Below are 15,304 nucleotides of genomic sequence, written 5' to 3'. Positions count from 1 at the left end.
TACATTTTAAGAAAAAAGAATACAAAAAAAGCCTAACACCTCTCACTAATGTAAGAGACGCCAGACTATGCTGTCGCGGTACCACTCTTGTTGGAATCGCCTTGATTCCCGCTTGATCTGAACAAGTTCATGTACATAGATAAAAAGGATATGTACTTGTCAGCATTGGATGACGGGAATGACCCGTAAGTAAGTACGATGATTACATCTATAATCATGTTCCCTACTTCCGCTCCCAGGCGAGTTCAAAAGACGTTCTACCTTATTGCGTCGCACCTTCCCGCAACTCTCTGATTGTGGTAGCTTTCTTTTTACTACTCCTGTTCTTTGCGTGTGTGTATATGATATTATAAGCATATTTGTGAATTCACATTCGTTATCTATTCCAATAGAGCGATAATATCCTTTTACGAAAATACCAAAAAACCGCCATCTCTGTAAAAGAGACGACGGTTGATTTACCTTCGCGGTACCACTCTTATTGGACGCTGATTAGAATCATTCAAAACGGCGTCCCGCTTTATCCATTAAAATGCATTATATGAAATACACGTTTAATGGTATCCGATGACGGGGATCAACCGTAATGATGTACCTGTCTACTTGCTAGACTTTCCATCATTCCGCTCCCGGGTGAGTTCAGGGCTGCCTTCATACTGCGTTGCACCATCCCGCAGCTCTCTGGATTCAGACTAATCTCCCTACTAATCCCGTTCCAAGCGTTTATTCTATTTAAGATGAAGTTCATTATAGATAACGAATTATTGGTATTATAAAAGCAAGAATTGTATTAGTCAATACTATTTTCTGTTTGTGGAACAGGTTGATACGTAACTGACCATTTCTCAAGCGAAAAAGAAGGTTCTGCTTTCATATCTAATGCAGTAAATTGTTGATGTTTCCATTTCAGATACGCAGCCGCTCCGATCATAGCAGCATTGTCTGTACAATATTCAAATGGTGGGATCAATAACTGAATCTGTTCCTTTTCACAACGCTCGGTTAGATTCGCTCGTAGTCCACGATTCACAGCTACCCCGCCGCACAATAACAATTGCTTGGCTCCATACTGTTTGACAGCACGTACTGCTTTTTCTACCAATACTTCAACCACTGATTCTTGAAAGCCTCGTGCAATCTCGCCTATCATCGGTTCTTCGCCACGCATCTTTTTCTGATTGACTACATTAAGGACAGCCGACTTCAATCCACTAAGACTGAAATCATATGAATCTGCTTCTAACCATACTCGTGGCAAAGCCACTGCCGATTCTGCTTCCATCGCCAGGTTATCTACATACGGGCCACCAGGATAAGGGAATCCCAAAGCACGAGCTACTTTGTCATAAGCTTCACCTACAGCATCATCACGTGTGCTACCGATCAATTCAAATTGACCTTCTGATTGTAATAACACCAACTCTGTATGTCCACCGGATACGACCAGTGCCATCGAAGGATACTGGATATCTGCGGTTAAATTGTTAGCATAAATATGCCCTGCGATATGATGTGTTCCGATCAATGGTTTGTCCAGCGCAAATGCTAAACTTTTCGCCGCCATAATCCCTACTAATAATGCGCCTACCAGGCCAGGTCCTTGTGTAACAGCGATAGCAGAAATGTCTTGTAACGATACGCCCGATTCGTTGATCGCTTCTTCGATCATCAATGTGATACTTTCTACATGCTTACGTGAGGCTACCTCCGGTACAACACCGCCAAACGCTTTGTGCGTCTCAATCTGACTTGATACGAGATTGGACAGCACGATTTTACCATCTCGCACAATAGACACTGACGTCTCGTCACAGCTCGTCTCTATCGCTAGAATATGGCATCCTTCACTTTGTATATCTTGTTGCATCATGTTTATTCCACGCTTCCTTCCAGCTGATCTTGCGCGTCTGACAGCTCACACCACATAATCATGGCATCTTCATTATTATCAGAATAATATCCTTTGCGAATACCTGCATTGGTAAATCCAAGTTTCATATATAATTGCTGAGCAATCTCATTAGAGACACGTACTTCAAGCGTCATGCGTATCATGCCTAATTCTAGTGCCCAGTTCATCAGTTCAATTAACAATCCTTCACCCAGTTTGCGTCCACGATAGGCTTCTCGAATTGCAATATTAGTCACATGCGCTTCATCCATAATCGTCCACATGCCTGCATAACCGATCGTTCGTCCATCGATCACCATCACCATATAACGGGCAAAATGATTCATCGTCAATTCATTGCGGAACGCTTCTTCTGTCCAGGGCAGTGTGAACGCTTCATGTTCAATCTCCATCACTTCTGGAATATCGTCAATCGTCATTTTACGTAGCACAGGTTGCTGTTGATTCTGCTCGTACAATAATGCCATGAGCACACTTCCTTTCTATTTCGATTGGCGTAGCAAATTCGCTTCTGCTTCTGACAACTGGGTGTAATTAGGCAATAGATGATGCGTCTCATCATATATTTCAGTGAAAAGAAGACTTGCTCCTATTTCTCCTGCACAACCTGCATCCAATCCACACTCTACTATAGTCACTCTGTCTTTTACTATATCTCGTAGTTGCTCTGCTCGTTCTTGATGATTCGGTGTTTCACCTACGATCAAAATATGATCCGGGCGCTCTTGTTCAGATAATGCATGATATTGCTCTGCTATTTGATTCATCCAGTGATCCATTAGCATAATGCGATCTTCTTCTAAACGATAGGGCAAAGATAGAGTCTGCTCTGTCTCAGTTATGTGATTAGCTCGAAACTCAAATAACGACGTATATACTTGAGCACGACGACCATCCATCAATGGAATAATCCAGAATGTTGATTCTGCCTCATCTGTTGTTGAAGCTGAATCTGCTGATGTTGTATTAATGTATTCTTGATATCCGCTCCAAGCCAGTGCTGCTAGGCTGGAAAAGCCTACCACTGGAATATTTAATGTCCATGCTAATGTTTTGGCTGTCGTTACTGCAATTCGGATACCTGTATATGAACCAGGGCCTACTCCTACAGCAATACCAGTTAATTCATTGCGTGCTGTGTTGGACTGTTCCATTAGCTTCTGGATTCCATTGACTAGACCTACCGAATGATTACGATCGGCATAACTATTTTCAGCTACAAGTACTGTATTGTCTTGCATTACAGCTACATTCTGAGCAGCTGTAGATGTATCCAAAACCAAAAACCGCTTGCGCGGCTGTTCGTTGATTTCACTCATTGATTGTCACTAACTCCATTCTGTATTAACTCACGACACCATGCTGAATAAGGCTCTCCATAACCTGTACAGATGAACTTGCGTGTATCGTCTTCATTGACTGTAATCTCAATCTGCAAACGCTGGGCTGGAACCAAGTCAGGAATAATACTTGCCCATTCAACCAGTGTAGCACCCTGTCCATAAAAGTATTCATCTAACCCCAGATCAGCCGCTTCATCTTCACTAATCCGGTATACATCCATATGATAAAAAGGCATATGTCCTTCATATTCCTTAATGATCGTAAATGTGGGGCTATTCACCAACGCAGTTACACCTAGATAAGAAGCAAATGATTTGGAAAAATGCGTTTTGCCTGCACCCAAATCTCCATCTAGCGTAATGATCGTACCCGGTGCAGAACGTTTTGCTAAAAAAGCAGCCAATTGATCGGTATCTTCCAAGCTTTTGCTTATAAATGTATATGATATTGCAGGTAATCGTTCAGACATGTGTTCCTCCATTAAAAGGGCAACCGACAGATCATCTATACTTGATATCTATCGTTTGCCAAATCTTTTGATAGAGCGATTATACCATATTCTTGAGCCAGTTCCTTGTTAAGATCACAGACTGTTGCAGAAACATGCAAGTGGATAGATAGGTGCTATTTTATAAAAGAGGTGACAACATTCGTGATAACGTCTCCATCGTTTTTTGCATACGAGATCGCTTGATAAATTGCTCATAATTCAAAAGACGACTATGTTCCAGATCACGTTCAAAATCTTCCATCAACCGCTCAATCGTAGACTGCTCTGCTAACACAGCAACTAATTCGAAATTGCTATAAAAGCTACGCATATCCATATTAGCGGTACCTACTGAAGCCAATAAATCATCAATGACCATCACTTTAGCATGAACAAATCCTTTTTCATATTGGTGAATACGTACTCCTGCACGCATCAATTCTTGCATATACGATAATGACGCATAATGTACAACCTGTGAATCAGATACTTTAGGAATAATAATATCGACCTGTACACCACTAACTGCGGCTGTTTTGAGCGCGGTATAGATACCTGCATCTGGAATAAAATAAGGCGTGGTAATACAAATACGTTGCTTCGCTACAGCAATTGCACTAAAACACAACTCTTGAATAGCATCCCAGTTCCGATCAGGTCCACTGGATACAATTAATGCGCGTTCATTGCCTGCACATTGATGTTTTGGAAAATAGATTGAATCTGTGATCCGTTGCCCTGAAGCAAATTCCCAATCTTCTAAAAATACCGTTTGCAAAAAGTAAACAATATCTCCGCGTGTCTCCAGATGAGTATCCCGCCAGTATCCAAGCTTAGGATCATAACCCAGATAATCATCTCCTATATTTAATCCACCCATAAATCCTACTTCACCATCAATCACCAAGATTTTGCGATGATTACGATAATTGACTTCACGCTGAATAAACGAAGTAAACGGAGGTAAAAAGAAATAAAATTCAATTCCTGCGGCTTTTAACTGACGCACAAATTTGTATTTCAGATGATAACTTCCTAATCCATCACATAACATTCTAACTTTGACTCCTGCTTGTGCTTTGCGGATTAGAATCTCAGTAAATTCTTTGCCTATCATATCATCTCGAAAAATATAAAACTGAATATGGATATGATGCTCTGCTTGCTCTAACGCTCGCAACATAGCTGAAAAAGTAACTTTTCCATCTGTCAGCACTTTAATATCATTACAAGCAGTGATTGGATTTTCAGTTAAATGAGACAATAATCCGAATAAACGCTCTTCGTTTTCAAATTTCGGATTGCCCATATCTTGTGCATGACGTATCACATGAGATTGTCTCCACAGACGATGACGAACTTCGCGGAAAATAATCGTTCCTTTTTTGCGAATCGTACGACGAATCCGATAATTACGAGCTACAAAATAATAAAGTACAAATCCTAAAAAGGGAACACAATATGAAATAAACATCCACGCAACTGCTTTGGATGGACGACGAAACTCAAGAATCAATATAATCCCTGTTTGAAAAATAAAAATAAGGCAAATCAGTACAATCCAAATCATATGATGCTTCCTTTCTGTACCACTTTTCTTAAGAACCTATTATCTATCAGCGAAACTACAATATCCTTTAGATTCACTGTTATAGGTTAATCACTTCCTCTATCCTTATAACCAACTCATTGTTAGTTGATTCAACAATTAAAATGTAATTATTACCATATTAAAAAGCACTACTCTTCCGAAGAAGAATAGCGCTATGTTGATCATTATTGTGTACTACTTATGCTCGAACATCTCTTTTGACAAAAGAAAACCATGTTATTGCGATAAACACGATCATGTACACAAGCAATACACCTAAAGAGAATCCTAATGAGGTGACACCAAATGTGCCTGTAGGTGAATTAAAATACTGTGTCAGATCCAAATTCGTAGACAATAAATACTTTACAACTCCACGATCTTCCGGCTCAAGAAATAGTCGGAAAATACCATTCAATGTTCCACCAGAGAAATACAGCAAAATCGAAATCATAATCGCTAACGCTGTAGAACGGAATAACGAGGACAGCATAAAGGCAACAGTGATTAACACTAAAGCGCGAATATAATTATATACAATCGTCAGTAACAGATCAGGTGTAGGCCCTGATAAAATGCTACTGCCTGTCGTTGGAAATAAAATATAAGCAAAAATCATATTTAAAATAACAAATAGGATTGTAGCTACTAACGAAAATAAAATCACAGCAATATATTTAGATAGTAAAATTTTCCAACGATCCCATGGACGAATCAATAACAGCTTAATCGTTCCTCTTGAAAATTCACTTGATACCGATTCAGAAGCAATAATCAGCGATAACATAATAACAATAAAATACAAAATAAATGATTGATATAGTACACCTGATGCTGTAAAAGGAACATCTACGATTTTAAGAAAAATCGGCACCATCGGTGAACCGATAATCATCAAAATACTCAAAATCCATGTTGACTTTTTAAGTACAATTTTGAGATTTTCATTATGTACCAGTCTCCAGAAATTCATCATAATTGTCCTCCTCGCGTCAATTCTAAGAATTGATCTTCTAAGCTACGTTTGATCGGACGAATCGAATACACAGCTATACCATTTTGCACAAATAACGTATTCAGTCGTGCTACTTCTTGGCGATCTGCTTCAATCGTCCATGTATTTCCTTCCACTTTGCCAGCTGACGCTAATTGAGCTGCTAATTCAGGTTGATCCAGTTCAAATACAACCGTTACTTTCGCTATCAGATCCGCTTCTGCTTCTTGAGTCGTATGAAGTTCACGTACATCTATTAATTTCCCACCATCAATCACAGCAATCGCATCACACATCAATTCCATTTCAGCAAGTAAATGACTGGATACAAATACAGTCGTTCCTTGTTCACGAGTCAACGCACGTAAATAATCCCGTAGCTCTCTTATCCCCTGCGGATCAAGTCCATTGGTAGGCTCATCCAGAATTAATAACTTAGGACGATGTAGCAATGCTTGTGCGACTCCTAGACGCTGGCGCATACCTAGTGAATAGGTGCTTACTTTTTCATGAATACGTCCTGTTAAGCCAACAAATTGAATTACCTCATCAATTCGCGCTGGATCTACACCAGGCGACATACGAGCATATTGCATTAGATTTTGTCTACCTGTCATATACTTGTACATTTCGGGATTTTCGACAATCGCGCCTACTTTGGCAATAGCTTCTTCAAAATGAGTACGAATACTTTGACCTTCGATCAAAATATCCCCTTCTGTAATGCTCATCAGCCCTACCATCATACGGATCGTCGTCGTTTTCCCTGCACCGTTAGGGCCTAGAAATCCAAATACTTTACCTGCTGGAATATCCAGAGTCAAATGATCGATTAACGTTTTGCCACCGATTACTTTACTTACATTTACAAATTGAACTACAGGTAGATGACCTGCTGCATAAGGGACTTTGGTGTCTGTGAGTGGCTCTTTCATATGCTGTTCTGTAGAAGACATGATTGTATCGGAATTGGATTCCATCTGTTTTCCTCCTGCTCTATGTATCAATCTCAATAATGGATACGTGCTCCATCTTTTACCCAGTGTATCATAGTTCAAGCTAGACATAAAAAAAGAACCTGTTGACTGGAATATTCCAGTAACAACAGGTTCTTCAATCCATTATTTAGATAACCATTACTTGAGATGCTTTAATCCTTTTCTATTCTATAACATCGAAAAGGGCTAACAACCATCCCAACGATGCTAACATACTACGCACCGGAACGTGCCAGTTCACGCATATTGGCTTCAAAGGCTGCAAGTAATGCTGCTTCGCCTGTTAGACCTGTATCGTGAACTTTTTGAATTTGCTCGGTCATCCGTTTGTAGTCTTTAGGGATAACACGTACAAAGTCTTGAGATTGTTGATTCCAGTCTTGCAATACACGTTGTCCTGCTTGGCTACCCGTATACTCCACATGACGTTCGATCAGAGATCGTACTTCTTCCAGTTCAGCTGCATCTTCAATCGATTCAAGTAGAACCATTTCAAGATTACAACGCTCTACAAAACTACGATCTGGATCAAGCACATAAGCAATACCGCCAGACATCCCTGCTGCAAAGTTACGTCCTGTACTGCCTAGAACAACAACCCGACCACCCGTCATATATTCACAACCATGATCTCCTACGCCTTCAACGACTACATTTGCGCCAGAGTTACGTACAGCAAATCGCTCACCAGCGATACCATTAATATACGCTTGACCGCTTGTAGCGCCATACAGAGCCGTATTTCCGATAATGATATTATCTTCTGCTACAAATGTAGCTTTGGCATCTGGACGAACGACTAATTTACCACCAGACAATCCTTTACCTACATAGTCATTACAGTCGCCTTCTACTTTGAGCGTCATTCCTTTAGGAACAAATGCGCCAAAGCTCTGACCTGCTGATCCTTTGAAGTTAAATGTGATTGTATCTTCCGGTAAACCTGCTGCGCCATATTTACGTGTGATCTCGCTACCTAAAATAGTACCTGTCGCCCGGTTCACGTTACAGATCGCAAGGTCAGCTTCTACACGCGTACCATTTTCAAGAGCTGGAGTTGCCAATGGAACCAATTGTTGCATATCCAATGTCTCTTCCAGTTGGTGATTTTGTCTTTGGATTCTGTAGCGTTCACTACCTTCTGCAAGCTTAGGTTCATGAAGCAATACAGATAGATCCAGACCTTTTTTCTTCCAGTGTTCTGCCGCATCGACAGCATCCAGACAATCCATACGTCCTACCATTTCTTGAACAGTACGGAAACCAAGTTCAGCCATAATTTCGCGGAAATCTTCAGCTACAAATTTCATAAAGTTTACAACATGATCAGGATCACCTGTAAAGTTTTTACGAAGTTCTGGATTCTGTGTCGCTACACCTACAGGACAAGTATCCATCTGACAGACACGCATCATAATACAGCCTAATGCTACAAGTGGTGCTGTAGAGAAACCATATTCTTCTGCGCCCAATAGAGCAGCTACCGCTAGATCACGTCCGCTTAGCATTTTACCATCGGTCTCCAACACAACACGATCACGAAGATTGTTCATAATCAATGTTTGTTGTGTCTCCGCTAGACCGAGTTCCCACGGCAAGCCTGCATGACGAATAGATCCTTGTGGAGATGCACCTGTACCGCCATCATAACCACTTACCAAAATAATATCTGCACGACCTTTAGCAACACCTGCTGCGATCGTACCTACCCCTACTTCAGCTACCAATTTTACATTGATATCTGCACGTGGATTTGAATTTTTGAGATCATAGATCAATTCAGCCAAATCTTCAATCGAATAAATATCATGATGCGGCGGTGGTGAAATCAGACCTACACCCGGTGTAGAACCCCGAACTTCAGCAACCCACGGGTACACTTTACGTCCTGGTAATTGTCCACCTTCACCCGGCTTCGCACCCTGTGCCATTTTGATCTGAATTTCATCGGCATTGACCAGATAATTCGATGTAACACCAAAGCGTCCAGAAGCTACCTGTTTGATCGCACTGCGACGTGAATCTCCATTCGCGTCTGGAACAAAGCGTGCAGGGTCTTCGCCGCCTTCACCGGTGTTACTTTTCCCACCGATACGGTTCATCGCAATAGCCAGACTCTCATGCGCTTCTTGACTGATCGAACCGAACGACATTGCGCCTGTTTTGAAGCGCTTGAAGATCGATTCCAGTGGCTCTACTTCTTCCAAAGGAATAGGTGCACCATTTGGTTTGAATTTGAGCATCGAACGCAATGTCAGACGTTGCTCATTTTCACCTTCAACCAGTGCTGCATATTTTTTGTACAATTTATAATCACCAGTACGTACAGCATGTTGTAGTAAATGGATCGTTTGCGGGTTGAATAAATGTTTCTCCCCGTCATTACGCCATTGATAATCTCCACCCGAATCGAGCACTTTGTCATTGCCATCTTTGTCTGTAAACGCACGATTATGCTGAGATAGACTTTCAGCTGCAACTTCTTCCAAACCAATACCGCCAATACGAGAAGCGGTCCATGTAAAGTATTGATCGACAAAATCTTGCTTCAATCCTACAGCTTCAAAAATCTGTGCGCCACGATAAGATTGAATCGTCGAAATACCCATTTTAGACAGAATTTTAGTTACGCCTTTGGTAACACCTTTAACATAGTTTTTCACAGCTTTTTCATGTGAAATTCCACGTAGTAATCCTTGTTTGATCATATCTTGCAACGATTCAAATACCAGATACGGATTGACAGCACTAATACCGTAACCTAATAACAAAGCAAAATGATGCACATCACGAGGTTCACCAGATTCAAGCAACAAACTGACTTTCGTTCTTGTTCCTTGACGAATCAAATGGTGATGCAAACAAGCGACAGCAAGCAATGAAGGAATAGCTGCATTTTCTTTATCTACACCACGATCGGAAAGAATCAAGAAATTATGACCTTTACGAATAACACGATCTGCTGCTGCACATAGATTATCTAATGCTTTACGTAATCCTTCTGCACCTTCTGCTGCTGTATAGAAAATAGGAATAGTCATCGCTTTGAATCCAGGGCGACGAACATGACGGATTTTGGCAAAATCTTCGTTCGACAATACCGGTGTATTCAAAATAATCTGACGACAACTTTCCGGTTGTGGATCTAATAAATTGCGCTCCGGTCCAATCGATGTTGCTGTTGACGTTACAATCTCTTCACGAATCGAATCGATCGGAGGATTGGTTACCTGTGCAAACATCTGCTTGAAATAATTGAATAGTCGTTGCGGACGATCAGACAGTACCGCAAGCGGTGCATCATAACCCATTGAACCAATCGCTTCAGCACCTGTAGATGCCATAGGCTCTAGCACTTTACGCAACTCTTCAAATGTATAACCGAACGATAATTGCAATTGCTCAATATTGCTATGATCCGGTTGAATCGCTTCCGGTGCGTCTGGAATCTCATCCAGATTCATCAAATGCTCTTCAAGCCATTCGCCATACGGTTGCTCGGAAGCAATTTTATCTTTGATTTCTTCGTCTGAAATAATACGACCTTCTGCTGTATCTACCAGCAACATACGTCCTGGACGCAGGCGATCTTTGTACAGAATATCTTCTGCTGGAATATCCAGTACGCCTACTTCAGAAGACAAAATAATACGGTCGTCTTTGGTAACATAATAACGTGCTGGACGTAGACCGTTACGGTCAAGTGTCGCTCCGATCTGAATTCCATCGGTAAATGCCATTGCTGCTGGGCCATCCCATGGTTCCATTAGACAACTGTGATATTCATAAAATGCTTTTTTCTTCGCATCCATGCTGTCATGGTTACTCCACGGTTCAGGAACCATCATCATAGCGACATGCGGCAATGAACGTCCATTCAAATACAAGAACTCTAACGTATTATCAAACATCGCTGTATCAGATCCATCTGGATTGATAACCGGACGAATTTTGTCAATATCATCACCGAATACTTCACTCTCGAAGAGCGATTGACGAGCATGCATCCAGTTTACATTTCCACGCATCGTGTTAATCTCACCGTTGTGAATCATAAAACGATAAGGGTGAGCACGATCCCAACTTGGGAATGTATTGGTACTAAAGCGAGAGTGAACCAATGCCATTACAGATTCAAACTCTTCATTGCGTAGATCCAAATAAAACTCGCCTACTTGAATCGTGGTTAACATCCCTTTGTATACGACTTTGCGACAAGACAAACTTGGGATATAGAATGTTTCTCCACCCGGTTCACTTGCAAAGCGAATATGACGTTCTGCTAAACGGCGAATCACATATAATTTACGTTCAAACGATAATTCATCTTGAGATTGTAACTCTGAGCTACGTCCAATAAAAAATTGGCGAACGACTGGCTTCGCATCTTTTGCCGATTTGCCAAGTGTACTGTCATCTGTAGGCACAGTACGTACACCAAGAAGAACTTGTCCTTCTTGCGCAATAATGTCTTTCAGCATGTCTTCATGACGGTTACGTAGTTCTTCATCACGGGAGAGGAACACCATCGCTACACCGTACTGACCTTTTTCAGGCAATTCAAAATCAAGTGCTTTTGCTTCTTTAACAAAAAAACGATGAGGAATCTGCACCATAATACCGGCTCCGTCACCGGAATTTGGCTCGCTACCCTGACCGCCACGATGCTCCATATTTTCAAGCATTGTCAGCGCCTGGCTAACGATCTGGTGACTCGGTGTTCCTTTGATGTGTGCAGTAAAACCCATACCACAAGCATCTTTTTCAAATTGAGGATCATAAAGCCCCTGTTTTGGAGGCAAACCAGTAATGTTCATAATACGCAACCTTTCTATTATGAAGTGAGATGTCAAGAGAACAGCCAGTGGACGGCACTACGAGGACGACAGTGAATATCGCAATTTCAGAGATAGGGTATAACAAAACAGGCTGCTCTTCCAATCATCACGACCTGTATACGTAAATTGACGATACAGATGGTTGGAAGCAGCCTATCTGAATATGATATTAGAAATGAATAGTAGAAGTATAATTATCCGAATCTCTGTTAGTAGAGATTATACGTAGCATAAGCATGTTTGCTTTTACCCTGGATTAGTTATCTCATTTTAACACTGACCTGACATCGTGGCAATTCAAAATTTTTATAGTTCTGATAAAATATTATTTTGCGTCAAAGCATTAGTGCAATAACGTATCGCATTAGCTTCTTAACAATATAGTGTATTATTATACATTAAAATTAATAATTAATACATACTTTTTATCTATTATTTTATCGTTATTTTTGCAAACAAATAAAGCCTACCCTTTTATAGTAAAGGTAGGCTTTTGATTTGGATACTGCTTTATACTATTTATCTAAAGATTCATTCTTTTATTACAAAGTGAATCGGCTGGCACGAATTAGATCTCTACACTTTCACCGATCGCTAATGGCAAACCTTTTATGCCTTCACGCTCTAGCTCTTTTGCAAACGCATCAGCATCTTGTTCGATTGGCGGGAATGTATTGTAATGAATCGGAATCACTTGATCCGCTTTGATCCATTTCGCTGCGATCAATGCATCTTCAGGTCCCATCGTAAAGAAATCTCCGATTGGCAAAGCAGCTACATCAATCGTATTCAATTCACCGATTAATTTCATATCTCCAAACAGCGCAGTGTCTCCTGCATGATATAGCGTTTTACCACCCATCGTTAACAGAATACCGGCAGGCTCTCCAAGATAAATATTTTGACCATTTTCTTCAATCGATGAAGAATGGAACGCTAGCGTGTATTTTACTTTGAACCCGTCGAATTGTTTGCTACCGCCAAGGTTCATGCCTACTGTATTTTCAACACCTTTGCTTGCTGTGTATTGAGCCAATTCTACGACTGCAATCACAGGGCAATTGTTGTTATTAGCAATTTCGACTGTATCTCCAAAATGATCGCCATGACCATGAGTTAAAATAATAGCGTCTACTTTAATATCTTTTGGAGCAACATTTACATGTGGGTTTCCTGATAGAAAAGGGTCAATAATAACTGCTTTTCCATCTTGTTCAACCAGTAAGCAAGACTGACCATAATATGTGATTTTCATAAATAAATGCACCTCCGAAATAAATTAATATACCCGCATTGATTTTATCATTCTCGCCAATGAAAGTATAATTCCTCTACTTCTTATAAACTAGAAAACAGCAAACTAAAACAAACCAGCTTATTTCATGGTTTTATTTAAAGAAAGTATGATGTCCAATTTGTACTACTTTGGTACGGGTACGTTCAATCGTATCATCGGTCGCCAAAGACAATGATACAAAATAATACGTATTATCAGGCACTTCTTTATGACCGGATAGAGCTGCACTTACTGCTTGAACAGACTCAGCATTAGGTTTCACACGATCAAATCTACCGTTGTTTACAGGCGAAAACTGGTATCTTTGATAAATAACATCTTTGATAGTTTTGGGAAAATTAGCTGACCGTAGCCGGTTTAAGACAACGTTGGCAACTGCCACTTTGCCTTCGTACGGTTCGCCTTCAGCTTCTGCCATAACGATACGTTCTAACAGTAGCCGATCTTTACTAGACATTGCGTAGGTCCAGGTTGCTTCGGATTTCTCCTTCTGGTTAAGTAGCTCGGTCCGAGTAAAGTATAAGTGGGTTGGAGTTGAATGATTAATAGACGAACTTGCCGTTACAATGCCAGACGATGCTTTCGCTTTGGCTGAACGTGCGTTCGTTGCTTTCAATTTTGCTTGTTTCGCCAATTTTTTAGCTTTAAGAGCTTTGGTCTGTGCTGCTGTTGTTTCTGCTTTGACTTGCTTAATCACTTTTTTGGTATGTGTATTATTCCAGGTGACAAAGCTTAGACTTGTCCTTGCTTCAAGCGGAGATGCAGACGCCACTACAGGCTTAGTTCCCCATATCGGCAATTGAGTAAAAGATTCTTCTTTGGTTGTACGGTTATCCATCCAGAAAGGCATAGACATTACAAATATAAAAAGCACGCCTAACAAAGGCGTAATCCATTGGTTGCGTTTAATAAACTCCATTTTTTTCCTCCAATATTGTTAGCTTACTCCATCCTCTATGTAACCTATCCGATTTCAATTGAATACACCAACATTCAAATTTTGAATCATTTTTTCAATTTATGATTCAGTCGAATATACGATTACAAGCCGAAGTTACTAATCTAATTTGAATTTTCTTATTGCCGAAAATTCGATTTCCATCCCGCCTTCAATTACAAAATTGCAGCAGAACGTATAGTAGTATAGTTACTTATCTTTTGTCAAATTGACAAAAAGCCAATATTAGGCATAGGTCACTCTTTCACTAAAGGAAATGTAGAAATATTCTCATATGAGGGTTGATGTCCTATTCGTATTTTGCACAATACAATCTCTGTGACTTGCCATCCTATAGGTGGCAACTGAAAGGTATGATCCAGCTCTGAAAAAGGAATTTCACCTTTATATTTGCGAGCTATTGTAATATGCGGTCGATATGGACGATCATCTATTACATATCCCAACTCTGTACAAGCTTGTCCAATCCGCTGCTGAAGAATATGCAATGATTGAAGATCACCTTCAGGATGTACCCACCACACTCTGGGTGCTTCGATCAGACCAAATGTATCTAATGATCCAATCTGTAATGCAAATGATTGGGTCTGTGCTGCTATTTGAGCAATGGCTTGTTGTAATGGTGGAATCTCTTCTACCCATACATCACCTAGAAACTGAATTGTGATATGTAAATCCTGTGCATGTGTCCATTTGCGAAAATTATATTTCTCATGTAACGAAGCACTCCAATCACTTAAAGATTCTGCTGCTTCTTGTCCGATCCGCAAAGCAACAAACATTCGCTCTTGTCCTGCTTGTGTACCCATGATCCATATAACCTCCTTCATACTAAAATCACTTTTAACGAACACACGTTCTATCATTACTTCCACTTAGTAT

Annotated in this window: 11 protein-coding genes and 2 other annotated features; all 11 genes read right to left on the bottom strand. The window is 40.5% G+C overall.

Translation table 11 applies throughout. The features are described from left to right. Window positions 1-50 precede the first annotated feature (50 nt). Window positions 51-337, bottom strand: a binding site (T-box leader). Between the two features lie 102 nt (window positions 338-439). Next, window positions 440-727 (bottom strand) — a binding site (T-box leader). 63 nt (window positions 728-790) lie between these two features. Further along, window positions 791-1,870 carry a tRNA (adenosine(37)-N6)-threonylcarbamoyltransferase complex transferase subunit TsaD gene (gene tsaD, locus PQ456_RS05660; RefSeq protein ID WP_273615265.1) on the bottom strand — a complete coding sequence of 360 codons (1,080 nt, stop codon included), beginning with the start codon at window positions 1,868-1,870 and terminating at the stop codon, window positions 791-793. A gap of 2 nt (window positions 1,871-1,872) precedes the next feature. Further along, a complete protein-coding gene (rimI, locus tag PQ456_RS05655; RefSeq protein ID WP_273615264.1) occupies window positions 1,873-2,379 on the bottom strand; it encodes a ribosomal protein S18-alanine N-acetyltransferase in 507 nt (168 codons plus the stop codon). A gap of 15 nt (window positions 2,380-2,394) precedes the next feature. After that, the gene (gene tsaB / locus PQ456_RS05650; protein ID WP_273615263.1) at window positions 2,395-3,231 is read right to left on the bottom strand and encodes a tRNA (adenosine(37)-N6)-threonylcarbamoyltransferase complex dimerization subunit type 1 TsaB; all 837 of its coding nucleotides are present in this window, start codon (window positions 3,229-3,231) and stop codon (window positions 2,395-2,397) included. After that, window positions 3,228-3,725, bottom strand: coding sequence for a tRNA (adenosine(37)-N6)-threonylcarbamoyltransferase complex ATPase subunit type 1 TsaE (gene tsaE / locus PQ456_RS05645; protein WP_273615262.1), 498 nt, complete (start codon window positions 3,723-3,725; stop codon window positions 3,228-3,230). Before tsaE ends, tsaB begins: the two co-directional genes overlap by 4 nt. Before the next feature lie 160 nt (window positions 3,726-3,885). Next, complete coding sequence (gene cls, locus PQ456_RS05640) at window positions 3,886-5,316, bottom strand: cardiolipin synthase (protein ID WP_273615261.1); 1,431 nt, start codon at window positions 5,314-5,316, stop codon at window positions 3,886-3,888. Between the two features lie 220 nt (window positions 5,317-5,536). Continuing rightward, window positions 5,537-6,313 carry an ABC transporter permease gene (locus PQ456_RS05635; protein WP_273615260.1) on the bottom strand — a complete coding sequence of 259 codons (777 nt, stop codon included), beginning with the start codon at window positions 6,311-6,313 and terminating at the stop codon, window positions 5,537-5,539. Then, window positions 6,310-7,266 carry an ABC transporter ATP-binding protein gene (locus tag PQ456_RS05630; protein ID WP_273616252.1) on the bottom strand — a complete coding sequence of 319 codons (957 nt, stop codon included), beginning with the start codon at window positions 7,264-7,266 and terminating at the stop codon, window positions 6,310-6,312. Before PQ456_RS05630 ends, PQ456_RS05635 begins: the two co-directional genes overlap by 4 nt. Window positions 7,267-7,544: 278 nt before the next feature. Further along, window positions 7,545-12,146, bottom strand: coding sequence for a glutamate synthase large subunit (gene gltB, locus PQ456_RS05625; RefSeq protein ID WP_273615259.1), 4,602 nt, complete (start codon window positions 12,144-12,146; stop codon window positions 7,545-7,547). A gap of 589 nt (window positions 12,147-12,735) precedes the next feature. After that, window positions 12,736-13,422, bottom strand: coding sequence for a metal-dependent hydrolase (locus PQ456_RS05620; RefSeq protein WP_273615258.1), 687 nt, complete (start codon window positions 13,420-13,422; stop codon window positions 12,736-12,738). A 133-nt stretch (window positions 13,423-13,555) separates the two neighbouring features. Further along, the gene (locus tag PQ456_RS05615) at window positions 13,556-14,383 is read right to left on the bottom strand and encodes a cell wall hydrolase (protein WP_273615257.1); all 828 of its coding nucleotides are present in this window, start codon (window positions 14,381-14,383) and stop codon (window positions 13,556-13,558) included. A gap of 275 nt (window positions 14,384-14,658) precedes the next feature. Beyond that, a complete protein-coding gene (gene thpR / locus PQ456_RS05610; RefSeq protein WP_273615256.1) occupies window positions 14,659-15,231 on the bottom strand; it encodes an RNA 2',3'-cyclic phosphodiesterase in 573 nt (190 codons plus the stop codon). Window positions 15,232-15,304 lie beyond the last annotated feature (73 nt).

The sequence above is a fragment of the Paenibacillus kyungheensis genome (assembly GCF_028606985.1).
In the GTDB taxonomy this organism is placed as follows: domain Bacteria; phylum Bacillota; class Bacilli; order Paenibacillales; family Paenibacillaceae; genus Saccharibacillus; species Saccharibacillus kyungheensis.
Note: the sequence above shows the minus strand (reverse complement) of the source record. Positions and strands in the feature narration are given on the sequence as shown.